The sequence below is a fragment of the Janthinobacterium sp. OK676 genome, assembly GCF_900103595.1.
Classification (GTDB): domain Bacteria; phylum Pseudomonadota; class Gammaproteobacteria; order Burkholderiales; family Burkholderiaceae_D; genus Janthinobacterium.
The window spans coordinates 257,796-272,951 of the sequence record NZ_FNHA01000004.1 but is presented as its reverse complement, the minus strand read 5'-3'; the positions used below and the strand labels follow the sequence as shown (position 1 = coordinate 272,951).

The 15,156-nt window shown below is 63.7% G+C and carries 11 protein-coding genes; 10 read left to right on the top strand and 1 reads right to left on the bottom strand.

The annotated features are described in order from the left end of the window. Window positions 1-89 precede the first annotated feature (89 nt). Window positions 90-1,016 carry a LysR family transcriptional regulator gene (locus tag BLU39_RS10565; RefSeq protein ID WP_092712700.1) on the bottom strand — a complete coding sequence of 309 codons (927 nt, stop codon included), beginning with the start codon at window positions 1,014-1,016 and terminating at the stop codon, window positions 90-92. Between the two features lie 107 nt (window positions 1,017-1,123). Here BLU39_RS10565 and BLU39_RS10560 point away from each other — a divergent pair, with 107 nt between their 5' ends. From BLU39_RS10560 to BLU39_RS10515, 10 genes are all read left to right on the top strand, one after another. Then, entirely contained in the window at window positions 1,124-2,683 is a 1,560-nt protein-coding gene (locus tag BLU39_RS10560; protein ID WP_092712698.1) for an MFS transporter, read from the top strand. A 224-nt stretch (window positions 2,684-2,907) separates the two neighbouring features. Further along, a complete protein-coding gene (locus BLU39_RS10555; RefSeq protein ID WP_092712696.1) occupies window positions 2,908-4,128 on the top strand; it encodes a maltoporin in 1,221 nt (406 codons plus the stop codon). A gap of 318 nt (window positions 4,129-4,446) precedes the next feature. Continuing rightward, window positions 4,447-5,457: a substrate-binding domain-containing protein gene (locus BLU39_RS10550; RefSeq protein WP_092712694.1), complete on the top strand. Its 1,011-nt coding sequence runs from the start codon at window positions 4,447-4,449 to the stop codon at window positions 5,455-5,457. Between the two features lie 239 nt (window positions 5,458-5,696). Continuing rightward, entirely contained in the window at window positions 5,697-7,334 is a 1,638-nt protein-coding gene (locus tag BLU39_RS10545) for an alpha-amylase family glycosyl hydrolase (protein WP_092712691.1), read from the top strand. 218 nt (window positions 7,335-7,552) lie between these two features. Further along, window positions 7,553-8,638 (top strand): ABC transporter ATP-binding protein, encoded by a 1,086-nt coding sequence (locus BLU39_RS10540; protein WP_092712688.1) that lies wholly within the window; start codon window positions 7,553-7,555, stop codon window positions 8,636-8,638. 110 nt (window positions 8,639-8,748) lie between these two features. Then, entirely contained in the window at window positions 8,749-9,969 is a 1,221-nt protein-coding gene (malE, locus tag BLU39_RS10535) for a maltose/maltodextrin ABC transporter substrate-binding protein MalE (protein ID WP_175539261.1), read from the top strand. Between the two features lie 162 nt (window positions 9,970-10,131). Further along, window positions 10,132-11,643, top strand: a complete 1,512-nt coding sequence (malF, locus tag BLU39_RS10530; RefSeq protein WP_092712686.1) for a maltose ABC transporter permease MalF — start codon at window positions 10,132-10,134, stop codon at window positions 11,641-11,643. 9 nt (window positions 11,644-11,652) lie between these two features. Then, window positions 11,653-12,543: a maltose ABC transporter permease MalG gene (gene malG, locus BLU39_RS10525; RefSeq protein ID WP_034757081.1), complete on the top strand. Its 891-nt coding sequence runs from the start codon at window positions 11,653-11,655 to the stop codon at window positions 12,541-12,543. Between the two features lie 2 nt (window positions 12,544-12,545). Then, window positions 12,546-14,180 carry an alpha-amylase family glycosyl hydrolase gene (locus tag BLU39_RS10520; RefSeq protein ID WP_092712684.1) on the top strand — a complete coding sequence of 545 codons (1,635 nt, stop codon included), beginning with the start codon at window positions 12,546-12,548 and terminating at the stop codon, window positions 14,178-14,180. Next, window positions 14,177-15,088 (top strand): carbohydrate kinase family protein, encoded by a 912-nt coding sequence (locus tag BLU39_RS10515; protein WP_092712682.1) that lies wholly within the window; start codon window positions 14,177-14,179, stop codon window positions 15,086-15,088. Before BLU39_RS10520 ends, BLU39_RS10515 begins: the two co-directional genes overlap by 4 nt. Window positions 15,089-15,156: the final 68 nt, after the last annotated feature.

The window sequence follows — 15,156 nt, the reverse complement described above, 5'->3', positions numbered from 1 at the left end:
GCAGCAAATATAAATTCGGTGGCGTTAAGAATAATCGCTTTGGGGTAGGAGTATTCCCCAAGCCGCTCCCGGCGCGGGGGCAAGGGACATCAAGGGAGTGAGGCAGGCTTGGGAGGGAGCGAAGTGAAATGCAGGTGGGTACACAAATGGTCAACAAAGACGCGAATTTTGGGCGACAGATGGCGGCTTGACGGCCACAGCACCCAGAACTTGCTTGAGTGCAGCAAGTAGCCGGCCAGCACGGCTTGCAATTCACCGCGCGCGATGGCGTCGCGCACGATAAAGTCAGGTAAATAAGCGAGACCCACGCCTTGCGTGGCGGCGCCGATCAAGGCTTCGATATTGTTGCAGGTCAAGGCGGTCGGCAAGCGCAACTCGCCGCCGCTGTCGCCCTCGGCGCGCTGCAGCGCCCATTCCTGCAACTTGCCCGTGGTGGGGAATTTATAGCGCACGCAGGCATGCCCTTCCAGCGCGCGCGGCGTGGCCGGCACGCCGTGGCGGGCGAAATACGCGGGCGAGCCGACGATGGCAAAGGCAAACGGCCCCAGTTCGCGCGCCATCAGCCGCGAATCCGTCAAGGTACCGCTGCGCACGGCCACGTCGACGCCTTCGGCCACCACGTCGACGAGGCGGTCGTTGAAATCGAGGTCGAGCTCGATCTCCGGATACAGCCGCGTAAACTCGGCCAGCAAGGGCAGGATGATGCGGTAGCCGATCACGGGCAGGCTGACGCGCAGCTTGCCGCGCGGCGCCTCGGCCAGGTGCGACAGTTCCGCCTCGGCATCGCCCAGGTCGGCCAGGATGCGCTGGCAGCGTTCGTAGAACAGCGCCCCCTCGTTGCTCAGGCTGATGCGCCGCGTGCTGCGGTTGAGCAGGCGCACACCCAGCTTTTCTTCCAGCCGCGCCACGCTCTTGCCCACGGCCGAGGCCGACACGCCGAGCAACCGGCCGGCCGCCACATAGCTGGAAGTTTCCGCCGCGCGCACGAAGGCGGCAATGCCGTTCAGATTATCCATGTCATAGCCATTGGGGAATATTTGTCCGTTATGAGTGGATTTTTAGCCACTTTTTCATTGATTGCGTCCATATTATCATCGGATTCCCTCTTTCTGGAATCATTCCCATGGATACCACTCTCCCCGCGCAAGCCCCGGAACCAGCTGTCGCCCGGCGCGCCTTCGTGCTCGCCGCCGTCTGCCTGGCCGCGCTCTGCATGCCGCTCAGTTTTACGGGGCCGGCCATCGCCCTTCCCGCCATCGCCGCCGACTTGCACGGCACGCCGCTGGCGCTGGCGTGGATCACGAACGCCTTCATGCTCAGTTTTGGCGGCTGCCTGATGGTGGCCGGCGCGCTGGCCGACCGCTATGGCCGCAAGCGCGTCTTCCTGCTGGGCTTGGGCGTGTTTTCCGCCGCCGCGCTGGCACTGGCAGCCGCGCCCGGCATTGTGTGGCTCGACGTGCTGCGCGCCGTCCAGGGCCTCGGTTGCGCCATGGCCCTGTCGAGTGGACTGGCGGCCCTGGCGCAGGAATTCGACGGGCCCGCCCGCGCGCGCGCCTTCAGCCTGATCGGCACGGCCTTCGGCACGGGCCTGGCCTTCGGTCCCTTCCTGGCAGGCACCCTGATCACGCACACGGGCTGGCGCGCCATTTTTATCGGCACGGCCGTGGCCGGCCTGGCCGCCCTGCTGGCCGCCGCGCTCGCCATGCGCGAATCGCGCGACCCGCAGGCGCAAGGCGTCGACTGGCCCGGCGCCCTGACGTTTACCGGCGCCCTGTCCTTGTTTACCTATGGCTTGCTGCAGGCACCCGACAGTGGCTGGAGCAGCGCCGCCAGCCTGGGACTGCTCGGTGGCGCGGCCTTGCTGCTGGCCATTTTCATCCGCGTGGAGCGGCGCGCCGCGCGGCCCATGCTGGACTTGACCCTGTTCCGCCTGCCTGCCTTTGCCGGCGTGCAACTGCTGGCCGCCGCGCCCGCGTTTTCCTTTGTCGTGCTGCTGGTATTGCTGCCGGCCCGCTTCATCGGCATCGAAGGCTACAGCGCACTCGAAGCGGGACGCATGATGATCGCCCTGTCCGCGCCCATGCTGGTGCTGCCGGTCCTGGCCGGCATGGCGGCGCAGCGCCTTGCCGCCGCGCACATTTGCGCCAGCGGCTTGCTGCTGGCGGCCGGCGGCCTGCTGTGGCTATCCACCTGTGCGCCGGGACAATCGCCCGCCACCTTGATCGGGCCGCTGCTGCTGATCGGCTGCGGCATCAGCCTGCCGTGGGGCTTGATGGATGGTCTGGCCATCAGCGTCGTGCCCGTCGAACGGGCAGGCATGGCGGCCGGCATCTTCAATACGACGCGCGTGGCGGGTGAAAGCCTGGCGCTGGCCATCGTCAGCGCACTGCTGGGCACGCTGGCGATGGCGGCCCTGGGCAAAGTATCCGGCCTCGCCCCGGAGCAGGCGGCGCTGGCCGCGCCCTTCCTGGCGCTGGGCGAGCTGCGCCATGCCGGTGAACTATTGCCGCAGGCCGGCGCCGCCGAACTGGCGCAAGCGTATGGCGCCGCCTTCCGCCACCTGCTGTATGTGCTGGCCAGCATTACGACGGCTTCGGCCCTGCTGATCCTGGCCTTTTTGCGTCATCCAACTGGTGCAGCAACGGACGCGGCCGCCCTGCCCGCCTGCAAGGCGCAGCAATAAGTCACGACCATCACCGTTCCTCCTGCCGTACACGGCGGCGCCCACGCGCCGCCGCCCGCCCTGATGTTTCTCCGCAACACGTCATAAATTTCCAGAAGCAAAACGAGTTTACTTATCAAAGCGCTTTGAACTATACTCAAAGCGCTTTGAAACATAACTAAAGCGCTTTGGTTGTGCGAAGTTATGCGCACCGATCCCACACCTATAAAAACACTGGAGACGCAATGAACAAACATTTCTTGAAAACTTTGCCTGCCGCCGTGGCGCTGGCCTTGAGCGCTTCGGCCGCCCAGGCCGCCCTGCCTATCGATTTCGGCGGCTACATCCGCTCGGGCTTCGGCACCAGCAGCGAAGGCGGCAAGGAAGCGTGTTTCGGCCTGGCCGGCGCCTCGTCCAAGTATCGTCTGGGCAATGAGTGCGAAACCTACGGCGAGTTGAAATTCGGCGGCGAAGCCTTCAAAGCCGCCAATGGCACCACCTTCCGCATCAACACCCTGGTGGCGTTCTCCGTCAACCAGAACCAGGACTGGGAGCAATCGGACCCGTCGTGGCGCGAAATGAACGTGGTGGCGGACAAGATCGGCACGGGCGCCTTCGCCGAAGCGCGCGCCTGGGTGGGCAAGCGCTACTACGACCGCCAGGACGTGCACATCACCGATTACTACTTCTGGAATAACAGCGGCCCGGGCGCCGGCCTGGAAAACATCGACCTGGGCGCCGCCAAGCTGGCCTACGCCATCGTGCGCACGGCCGATGACGGCGACAGCAAGCGCATGGGCCTGTCCCACGACCTGCGCTTCTCCGGCATCAAGGTCAACCCCGATGGCGAACTGACGCTGGGCCTGCAATTCAACCAGAAACGCAATGCGCAGGGCGCCGCCCCCATCGCCAGCGGCCACTTGCTGACTGTCATGCATACGCAAGGCAATCTGCTGGGCGGCTTCAACAAGGTGGCATTGCAGTACGGCAAAGGCAGCGCCGCCAATACGGGCGGCTTCAGCCTGGGCGCCGGCAAGGATGACAAGGTCGTGCGCCTGACGGAACAGATCATGATCCAGCCCAAAGGCGCGTGGTCGGGCATGGGCACCTTTGTCTATGAAGACAAGGAAACGGCAGGCGTGAGCAGCAAATGGACGTCGATCGGCGCGCGCCCCGTCTACCACTTCACGGACAACTACAGCCTGGCCGTGGAACTGGGCCACGACATCGTCAAGCCGGAAGGCGGTGAAAGCCGCAATCTCACCAAGCTGACGTTCGCGCCGCAACTGTCGGCCGGCAACAGCTTCTGGTCGCGCCCCGTGCTGCGCGCCTTCTACACCTACGCCAAATGGAACAAGGCGGCCCAGTCGGCCGCCGCCGCGGAATCGGCGCTGTCGTCGACGGGCGTGTTTGGTGGCAAGACCAATGGCAGCTCGATCGGCTTCCAGGTCGAGTCGTGGTGGTAAGAGCTCTTTATTAATCAGAGGCATCCAACACTGGCTGACGCCGCAAGGCGCCAGCCACTGGCAGCAGCACCGCCCGCTCATTCAGGGGCAGGTAGTAACCGGACCCACCATTTCGCCGCTGCACGCGATGGCCGGCAGCTTCAATGTAGTGATTCAGCAGTATCCTCTTTTAGCGCGGGCGCCCCTGGGTTTGCCCGCGTATTTTTTTGGGCGCCGCCGCCGCTTGCCATACCCCTGATCATTCCGGCATTTATCAGATAAACTACCCTGCATTGCACGGCACCGCACCGCTCCCGATCCACCCCGACTGCAGCATCCATGAACCTCAAAAATCTCGCCAAAACGCTAGGAATATCCGAAACCACCGTCAGCCGCGCCTTGAATGGCTATCCGGAAGTGAGCGAACGCACGCGCGAGCGGGTACTGGCCGCCGCGCAGGCGGCCGGCTACCGCCCCAATCCCATGGCGCGCAGCCTGGCCGTGGGGCGCACGAATATCGTCGGCATCATCTACCCGCTGATGCCGAACGACCTCGCCGACCCCATGTTCATCGACATCGTGGGCGGCATGTCGGAAGCGCTGGAAGCGCAGCAGATGGACATGATGATCGCGCCCGCCTCGGCCACCAACGAGTTCCACACCTATGAACGCATGGTCAAGGGCCGCCGCATCGACGGCCTGATCGTCGGGCGCACGAAACCGTTCGACGAGCGCATCGCCTACCTGGCGCAGCAGGGCATGCCCTTCGTCGCGCATGGCCGCACGCAGCTGAACCAGCCGCATGCGTGGTTCGACTATGACAACGAGGCGGGCATGCGCCTGGCCGTCGAGCGCCTGGCGCAGCTGGGCCACCAGCGCATCGGCCTGATCAGCGCCACGCCTGACCTGAACTTCGTGCGCCAGCGCGTCGAGAGTTTCCAGCACGCCATGCAGGCGGGCGGCCTGGCCGTCGATCCGGACAATCTGGTCGACAACGCGCACGACCGCCGCGCCGGCTACCAGGCCATGCAGCGCCTGCTGGCCCGCTCGCCCCGCCCCACGGCCGTCATCGTCGACAATCACATGTCGGGCGTGGGCGCCGTGCGCGCGCTGCTCGACGCGGGCATCAGCATCGGCCGCGAGATGTCGCTGATCGTCTGGGGCGTGATGGAAGATTCCCTGGCCGGCCACAACGTCACCACCATCGTCCAGCCCGACCCGCGCGGCGCCGGCGCGAAAATGATCAACATGCTGCTGGCGCAGATGGATGGCACGTCCGTCACCGATTTGCAGGAACTGTGGCCGTGCGAACTGTTGCCGGGCGAGTCGGCGGGACCCGTGCCGAACTAGGCGTTTTCCGCCTCCCTGCGCCGCCGGCCGCCTGGCCAGCGGCGCCATCTTGTTGTCCTGAATCACCCTCATAAAAAAATCGTATGTCTGGCGCGTGTATCGCTTTACTTTTCAAAGCGCTTTGAACTATACTCATTTCATACCCAAAGCGCTTTGAATTTTAAAATAAGACGTTCGCCTACCAACCAGCAGCGCCGCCCTGATAGCCAACGCTACAGGCAACTTTTAAGAAATCATTCATGCCGACCATCCAGAACAATCTCGCCCATCTGCCCGCCGACTGGTGGCGCAGCGCCGTCATCTATCAGGTGTATCCACGCAGCTTCCTCGACAGCAATGGCGACGGCATCGGCGACTTGCCCGGCATTACCTCCAAGCTCGATTACATCGCTGCCCTGGGCGCCGACATCGTATGGATCTCGCCCTTCTTCACGTCGCCGATGAAGGACTTCGGCTACGACGTGGCTGATTTCTGCGACGTCGACCCGATGTTTGGCACCCTGGCCGATTTCGACCGCCTCGTGGCCCGCGCCCATGAACTGGGCTTGAAAGTGATGATCGACCAGGTGCTGTCGCACTCGTCCGACACCCATCCGTGGTTCGTGGAAAGCCGCTCCAGCCGCGACAATCCCAAGGCCGACTGGTATGTGTGGGCCGACCAGAAGCCGGACGGCACGGCGCCGAACAACTGGCTGTCCGTGTTCGGCGGTTCGGCCTGGCAATGGGAGCCGCGCCGCGGCCAGTACTACCTGCACGATTTCCTCGTCAGCCAGCCCGACCTGAACTTCCACAATCCGGCCGTGCAGCAGGCCCAGCTGGACAATCTGCGTTTCTGGCTCGAGCGCGGCGTCGACGGCTTCCGCTTCGATTCCTGCAACTTCCCGTATCACGACCAGTTGCTGCGCGACAATCCGCCAGCCGCGCAGCGCGATGCCAGCAGCGTATCGGCCATCAATCCCTACGGCATGCAGGCGCACGTGTACGACAAGACGCAGCCGGAAAACATCGCCTACCTGCAGCGCGTGCGCGCCGTGCTCGATGAATACCAGGCCGTTTCCATCGGCGAAGTGGGCGACGACAATGCGCTGGCCACGATGGCGGCCTACACGGGCGCCGACAAGCTGCACATGGCCTACAGCTTCAACTTGCTGACGGCGGAGTTTTCGGCCGCCCACATCCGCAAGCAAGTGGAAGAGTTCGAAGCGCAAGTGGCCGACGGCTGGGCTTCCTGGTCCGTGGGCAACCACGACAGCGTGCGCGTCATGACGCGCTGGGGTGGCGAGAATCCGTCGCCGTCGCTGGCCAAGGTGGTGCTGGCCGTGCAGGCCGCTTTGAAAGGCACGCCGTGCCTGTACCAGGGCGACGAGCTGGCCCTGACGGAAGCGGACATTCCTTTCGAAGCGCTGCAAGACCCGTACGGCATCCCGTTCTGGCCCCAGTTCAAGGGCCGCGACGGCTGCCGCACGCCGATGCCATGGGTGGCCGGTGCGCCGCACGGCGGCTTCAGCACGGCAAAACCCTGGTTGCCCGTGCCGCCCGAACACCTGGCGCGCGCCGCTGACGTCGAAGCGCGCGATAGCGGCTCGCCGCTGCAGTTTGCGCAGAATATCCTCGCCTGGCGCCGCACCCTGCCGCAATTGCTGCGCGGCGACATCAGTTTCTTCGATGCGCCGGAACCCGTGCTGGCCCTGCGCCGCGACTTGCCCGGCCAACCGTCGGTCCTGGCCGCCTTCAACCTGGGCACGGAAGCCGTCACCTTCGCCTGGCCAGACGCGGCGCCGGCGGCCGACCTGGCCGGTCACGGCTTGCCAGGTAATAAAGATGGCCAGCAGATCATCCTGCCCCCGCATGGCGGCTGGTTCGGCACCCTGGCGTAAATCGCAGGCTTTGGCGGCCATGCCGCCAATTACAATAACGAGCCCCGCGCATCAGCGGGGCCGAACAACAGAGTATCGGTGCTTGGCAAAATCGTAGCGAGCGGATGAGAGTTGTGGCTGAGAAGCGCAGCTGTGCGAACGCACAGTGAGCATCGCCAGCCGCAAATCTCGACGCGCAGCAGATTTGGCCAGGCACATTCAGTGAGAGTGAGGACGACATGGCAGGACTGAAATTAGCAGGGCTGAAGAAGGCATATGGCGACGTGCAAACCCTGCACGGCATCGACCTGGAGATCGCGGACGGCGAATTCATGGTCTTCGTGGGCCCGTCGGGTTGCGGCAAATCCACCTTGTTGCGCAGCATATGCGGCCTGGAAGAAATCAGCGGCGGCGACTTGTTCATCGGCAAGACCCGCATGAACGACGTGCCGCCCGCCAAACGGGGCATCGCCATGGTGTTCCAGAGCTACGCCCTGTACCCGCACATGAGCGTGGCGCAGAACATGGCCTTCGGCCTGAAACTGGCCGGCATGAGCAAGGTGCAAATCGCCGACGCCGTGCAGCGCGCCGCGCAAATCCTGCGCATCGAACCATTGCTGGAACGCAAACCGAAGGACTTGTCGGGCGGCCAGCGCCAGCGCGTGGCCATCGGCCGCGCCATCGTGCGCAAGCCCGACGTCTTCCTGTTCGACGAACCGCTGTCGAACCTCGACGCATCGCTGCGCGTGCAGATGCGCATCGAACTGGCGAACTTGCACCGCGAATTGCGCTCGACCATGATTTACGTCACGCATGACCAGGTCGAAGCGATGACCCTGGCCGACCGCATCGTCGTGCTCAACGCGGGCCGCATCGAGCAGGTGGGCGCGCCGCTCGAGCTGTACCACCACCCCGCCAACCTGTTCGTGGCCGGTTTCCTCGGTTCGCCCCGCATGAATTTCCTCAAGGGCAAGATCCACAGCTACGTCGACGGCGTGGCCACCATCGCCACCAACGCGGGCGGCATGCTGCAGGCCGTGTTGACGCAGCCATTGGCCAGCGGCACCCCCGTCACCGTCGGCGCGCGTCCCGAGCACGTGCAGGCATGCGCGCCCGGCGCCACGGCCGCCATCACGGCCACCGTGCAGGCCGTGGAAAAACTGGGCGACATCAGCTATCTGTACGTGCACGTAGCAGGCGGCGACGAGCCGCTGGTGGTGCGCGCCGATGCGGAGACGGACTGGGCCATTGGCCAATCCGTGGCGCTGCAGGTGGCGCCCGCCCGCGTCCACGTGTTCGACGAGCATGGCCAGACCCGTACCTGACACCCGGCTTTAAGGGGCCAGGCGCTACAGGCGCCGCCTGGCCTGGTTGTATCGTTTCAGCCTTGATACTCAACATAAACTTAGCATAAAAAAAGATACTGGAGATTGACATGTCCTTCACGCACCCGAAACGCAGCTTCATCAAAACCACCCTGATCGCCGCCGCCCTGGCCGGCATCGGCAACCTGGCCGCCGTCAGCATGGGGAACGCGGCCGAAGCAGGCACCCTGCTGATCTGGATCAATGGCGACAAAGGCTACAAGGGCCTGGCCAAGGTCGGCGAAGAATTCACCAAGAAGACGGGCATCAAGGTCGTCGTCGAGCATCCGGAAGATGCGCCGAACAAATTCCAGCAAGCGGCCGCCGCCGGCAAGGGCCCGGACATCTGGATCTGGCCGCATGACCGCATCGGCACCTGGATCGACGCCGGCTTGCTGCAACCATTGACGCCAAGCAAGGAAGCGCGCGCCGCCATCCTGCCGCTGGCCTGGAACGCCTTCACGGTGAGCGGCAAGACCTGGGGCTACCCGATCTCCATCGAAGCCGTCGCCCTCGTCTACAACAAGGACCTGGTGCCGACGCCGCCAAAAACCTTCGAGGAAATCGCCGCGCTGGACAAGAAATTGTCCGCCCAAGGCAAGAAAGCCATCCTGTGGGATTACACGAACACCTATTTCACGTGGCCATTGCTGGGTGCGGGCGGCGGCTTCCCGTTTGAAGTCAAGTCCGACGGCCGCTACGATGCAGCCAAGACGGGCGTGAACAATGCCGGCTCGCAAGCGGGCGTGAATGCGCTGATGACCCTGATCAACAGCGGCGCCATGCCGAAGGGCGCCGGCTACGCCGAGATGGAAGCGGGCTTCAACCAGGGCAAGATCGCCATGATGATCAACGGCCCATGGTCATGGGACAATGCGCGCAAGTCGAAGATCAACTTCGGCGTGGCAACGATCCCTACCGTGGCGGGCAAGACGGCCACCCCATTCGTGGGCGTGCTGGGCGCGATGATTTCCAAGGCCAGCCCGAACAAGGACCTGGCGACGGAATTCCTGGAAAACCAGATGCTGCAGATCAATGGCCTGAAAACCATCAACGCCGACGTCCCGCTGGGTACGCCAGCCAATAAAGTGCTGTTTGCGGAACTGAAAGCCAATCCGAACATCCAGGCGACGATGGAAAGCGCGCAAGCGGGCCGCCCAATGCCGAACAACCCGGAAATGGGCCGCTTCTGGTCGTCGATGCAATCGGCGCTGGAAAACATCACGCAAGGCCGCCAGACGACCAAGGATGGCCTCGATGCGGCGGCGAAGCGGATTACGACGGCGAATTAATCGGTATCGCGCTGCATCACGTGACTTCGCGTAGGTCGGCTTAGCGCTTGCGCGTAATCCGACATGTGCAGCCAACAATGTTGTCGGATTACGGCCCTTCGGGCCTAATCCGACCTACACCACAACGCCTTCATCCAGTATCCATCTTCACAGGTATCCATCGTGCGCAAGTTTATCGGCCCTACGGTATTGACCATCAGCATGGCGCTGGGTCTGTATCTGCTCTTCATGTTGTACATTTCCGGCCAGACCATGCTGGCCGCCGTTTTCCTCGGCTTGCTGACCTTGACGACGTTTGTCTTCACGTCGCCGCGCGCCTATGCTTACCGCTATCTGTTTCCCGGCATCACGGCGGTCATCGTCTTCGTGCTGCTGCCGATGGTGTACACGGTGTCGATCGGCTTTACCAATTTCAGTTCGCGCAACCTGCTCACCTATGAACGGGCCACGCAATATTTGCTGGATGAAACGCAGCGCGTGGAAAGCGCCGGCTATGCCATGACCGTGCATGCCGATAATAAAGAATACCGCTTGCGCCTGGAAAGCCCGGACACGGGCGAAGTGCTCTTGACGCAGCCGCTGGCCCTCAAGCGCGCCGTGCCCCTGAACGTGGAAGTGGCGCCGCTCGATCCCGTGCAGGCGCCCGTGCTGGCCGCGCCGCTGCCCATCAAGGACATCATCGCCCTGCAAAAAGACTTGAAACTGCTCACCCTCGTGCTGCCGAACAAGATCGAGCTGCGCATGGTGGGCTTGCGCGAATTCGGCCCCGTCGCGCACGTCTACAAGCAACTGCCCGACAAGACCTTGAAGAAAGTCGCCACGGGCGAACTCGTGAAACCGAACTTCAAGACGGGCTTTTATGAAATGCCGGACGGCACGAAACTGGAACCGGGCTTCAAGGTCAACGTGGGCTTCGCCAACTTCGTCAAGATCTTCTCGGACGAAGCGTTCCGCGGCCCCTTCCTGCGCATTTTCGTGTGGACCATCGTTTTCGCGCTGATCAGCGTGGCCACCACGACGGGCCTGGGCATGGTGCTGGCCGTGCTCCTGAACTGGGATGCGCTGCGCTTCCGCGGCCTGTACCGCACCCTGCTGTTCCTGCCGTACGCCGTGCCCGGTTTCATTTCCATCCTCGTCTTCAAGGGCTTGTTCAACAATAACTTTGGCGAAATCAACCTCGTGCTCGACGCCCTGTTCGGCATCAAGCCCGCCTGGTTCTCGGACACCACCTTGGCCAAGGCCATGATCTTGATCGTCAACACCTGGCTCGGCTACCCCTACATGATGGTCGTGTGCATGGGCCTGATCAAGGCGATCCCGTCGGACCTGTACGAAGCCTCGGCCCTGGCCGGCGCGGGACCGCTGACGAATTTCTTCAAGATCACCCTGCCCCTGATCATCAAGCCGCTCACGCCGCTGATGGTGGCCAGCCTCGGCTTCAACTTCAACAATTTTGTGCTGATCAGTTTGCTGACGGGCGGGCGTCCCGATTTCCTCGACACCACCTTGCCGGCCGGCACGACGGACTTGCTCGTGTCCTACACCTACCGCATCGCGTTCGAGGATTCCGGCCAGAACTTTGGCCTGGCCGCCGCCATCTCGACCCTGATCTTCTTCCTCGTGGCCGCGATTTCGCTGGTCAACATGCGCCTGACGCGCATGAACAAAGCATAAAGGACAGCCATGGCTATCGTTGTCGACCGTTCCAACCGCTGGCGCATCCTGGCGGCCCACGTCGCCGTGATCGCGCTGATCGCGCTGGTGATGTTTCCCTTCCTGATGATCTTGTCGATCTCCCTGCGGCCCGGCAATTTCGCCTCGGGCAGCCTGATACCGCCCGAGATCAGCTTCGAGCACTGGCGCTTGGCGCTGGGCATGTCTTACCAGGCGCCCAACGGCGCCCTCGTCGAACCGGACTTCCCCGTGCTGCTGTGGCTGTGGAATTCCATCAAGGTGGCCAGCATGAGCGCCACCGTGACCGTGCTGCTGTCGACTACCTGCGCGTATGCGTTCGCGCGCATGCAGTTCCGCTTCAAGTCGCAGACGCTGTCCGCGCTGATGCTGCTGCAAATGTTCCCCGCCGTGCTGGCCCTGGTGGCCATCTACGCCATCTTCGACGTGCTGGGCAGCTACGTGCCATGGCTGGGCATCGACCACCACGGCAGCCTGGTGCTGGCCTATACGGGCGGCATCGCCCTGCACATCTGGACCATCAAGGGCTACTACCAAACCATCCCCATCGAGATCGAGGAAGCGGCCAAGGTCGACGGCGCCACGCAGTGGCAGGCCTTCGTCTACGTGCTGCTGCCGATGACGGTGCCCATCCTGATGGTGGTGTTTTTGTTGTCGTTCATCGGCGCCATCATCGAATACCCGATCGCGTCCGTGCTGCTGCATGAACAGAACAACCTGACCCTGGCCGTCGGCTCCAAGCTGTTCCTGTACGAGCAAAAATACCTGTGGGGCGACTTCGCCGCGGCGGCCATCCTGTCCGGCCTGCCCATCACGGCCGTGTTCCTGCTGGCGCAAAAATGGATGATCTCCGGCCTGACGGCTGGCGGCGTGAAGGGCTGACCATGCGGCGCTCCCTGACTACGCTGGCCGCCCTGCTGTTGTGCGCTTCGGCGCAGGCAGGGAGTTTTGCCGAGAATCCGGTTGTCTACTTCGCCGTGACGGACCGCTTCGCCAACGGCAACCCCGGCAACGACCACAGTTATGGCCGCGCCGCCGATCCGCAAGGCGGCGACGTCGGCAGCTTCCACGGCGGCGACATCGCCGGCATCACGCAGCAGCTCAAAGCCGGCTATTTCAGGGAACTGGGCGTCAACGCCCTGTGGATCACGGCGCCGTATGAGCAGATACACGGCTGGGTGGTGGGCGGCAAGCAGCAATTCCAGCACTACGCCTACCACGGCTACTGGGCGCTCGACTACACCACCATGGACGCCAACATGGGCACGCGCGAGGAATTGCGCGAAATGATCAATACGGCCCACGCGCAAGGCATCCGCGTGCTGTTCGACGTGGTGCTGAACCACCCCGGCTACGCGGACCTGCGCACCCTGTCCGAATTCAAGGTGCCCGTGCTGTGGCCGGGACATGAAAAGGCCGTGCTGCGCGACTATCACAGCTTCATCGACTACAACAACTTCGCATTCGCGCAATGGTGGGGCCCGGACTGGGTGCGCGCGGGCTTGCCCGGCTATTCAGACGGCGGCAAGGACGATTTCACGATGCAGCTGGCCTACCTGCCCGACTTCCGCACGGAGAGCGGCAAGGCCGTGGGCTTGCCGCCCATCCTGCAACGTAAAAGCGACACGCGCGCCGTGGCACTGCCCGATGCGACTGTCCGCACTTACCTTGTCAGCTGGCTGGCCGACTGGGTGCGCGAATTCGGCGTCGACGGTTTCAGGGCCGACACCGTCAAGCACGTGGAGCCGGCCAGCTGGCTGGCCCTGCGCGCGGCGGCCACCGATGCACTGCAAGACTGGAAGACGCGCCACCCGCAGCAGAAAATCGACGACGCGCCATTCTGGATGACGGGCGAAGCGTGGGGCCATGGCCCCGAGCGCAGCAGCTGGCATGACGCGGGCTTCGACTCGATGATCAATTTCGATTTCCAGCATCGCGCGGGCGGCGACTGGAAAAGCATCGACGGCGTGTACCGCCAGTACGCGGGCTTGCTGAACAAGGGCTCGGCCCCCCGCTACGACATCCTGTCGTATATCTCCTCGCACGACACCAGTTTGTTCCCGCGCGACCGGCTGAAACATGGCTTGTCCGCCCTGCTGCTGGCGCCGGGCGGCGTGCAGCTGTTCTACGGCGATGAAAGCGCGCGCCAGCCCGGCGCGGCGCCCATCGGCGACGAACAGCAGGCGACCCGGTCAAGCATGAACTGGGCTACGCTCGATGCGGCCACCCTGGCCCATGCGCGCAAGCTGGGCCAGTTCCGGCTGCGCCACCCTGCCCTGGCGCGCGGCGAGCATCGTTTGATCGATGAAAAGCCGTATGCGTTCGCCCGCGTGATGGATGGCGACGCCATCATCGCCGTGCCCGAAGCGCAAGGCGCGCTCGCACTCAAAGTACATGGCGTGTTCGCCGATGGCACACAACTGCGCGACGCCTACACGAACCAAACCTATATCGTCAAAGATGACGCCGTCGCCGTGAACGCGGCCGGCACCGTCCTGTTAGAAAAGGCAGCACCATGAGCAGCTATGACATCCTAGTGGTCGGCGGCGCCGGCATCGACACCATCGTGCGCGTCCCCGACCTGCAACTGCCCGTCGCCGATTCGCTACACGTGCCGCCCATCCGCGACTACGTGGCGCACACGGGCAATGGCGTGGCGCTCGGTTGCCACGCGCTGGGCTTGCGCTGCAAGTTCATCGACTTCATCGGCGACGATGCGCAAGGCGCGGCCATCCTGCAGCGCTATAAAGACGCCAAGCTCGATTTCTCGCACATCGTCGAACCTTCGGGAACACGGCGCAGCGTCAACCTGGTCGACCCGCAAGGACGCCGGCTGTCGCTGTACGATGGCCGCCATCCGGAAGACGTGCGCATGCCGGCCGCCTTCTATCTGCCCTACCTGGGACCGGCGCGCCACGCGCATTTTTCCATCATGGGCTGGGTGGCCGAACTGTTTGACGATGCGCAGGTATGCGGCACGACGGTGTCGACCGACTTGCACGACTGGGATGGCGTCAACCCGCACCACAGGAAATTCGCACTGCGCGCCGACCTGGTCTTCCTCAGCACGGCGGCGCTGGGCGAGCGCCGGGACGACGTCATGCGCGCGATTATTTCGCAAGGCCGCGCGCAAGCCGTGATCGCCATGGCAGGCGCGCACGGCGCCTACCTGCTGGAACGGGACGGCGCATCCGTGCGCCACTATCCGACGGCAGGCTTGACGCTGCCCGTGGTGGACACGAATGGCGCGGGCGATTCGTTCGTGGCCGCCTTTTTGCACGCCTGGCTTGGCGATGCAGGCCTGGACACCGCCATGCGCCGCGGCGCCATCGGCGGCGCGTTTGCCTGCGCGCAGCATGGCACGCATGAACGCTTCATCGGACCGGCGGAGCTGCATGACTTATATCAAGACCGCACTAGCTTATGACTTAATATTCTATCAAGCGTAGCAACGAGCTAAGGTACGCATGGCACAATGGCTGCGGATTTGACCAT

Coding starts and splice junctions, on each gene's coding strand:
- BLU39_RS10560 (WP_092712698.1), top strand. CDS start 1,124: ATGGATACCACTCTCCCCGCGCAAGCCCCGGAACCAGCTGTCGCCCGG.
- malG (WP_034757081.1), top strand. CDS start 11,653: ATGGCTATCGTTGTCGACCGTTCCAACCGCTGGCGCATCCTGGCGGCC.
- BLU39_RS10540 (WP_092712688.1), top strand. CDS start 7,553: ATGGCAGGACTGAAATTAGCAGGGCTGAAGAAGGCATATGGCGACGTG.
- BLU39_RS10550 (WP_092712694.1), top strand. CDS start 4,447: ATGAACCTCAAAAATCTCGCCAAAACGCTAGGAATATCCGAAACCACC.
- BLU39_RS10565 (WP_092712700.1), bottom strand. CDS start 1,016: ATGGATAATCTGAACGGCATTGCCGCCTTCGTGCGCGCGGCGGAAACT.
- BLU39_RS10555 (WP_092712696.1), top strand. CDS start 2,908: ATGAACAAACATTTCTTGAAAACTTTGCCTGCCGCCGTGGCGCTGGCC.
- BLU39_RS10545 (WP_092712691.1), top strand. CDS start 5,697: ATGCCGACCATCCAGAACAATCTCGCCCATCTGCCCGCCGACTGGTGG.
- BLU39_RS10515 (WP_092712682.1), top strand. CDS start 14,177: ATGAGCAGCTATGACATCCTAGTGGTCGGCGGCGCCGGCATCGACACC.
- malE (WP_175539261.1), top strand. CDS start 8,749: ATGTCCTTCACGCACCCGAAACGCAGCTTCATCAAAACCACCCTGATC.
- BLU39_RS10520 (WP_092712684.1), top strand. CDS start 12,546: ATGCGGCGCTCCCTGACTACGCTGGCCGCCCTGCTGTTGTGCGCTTCG.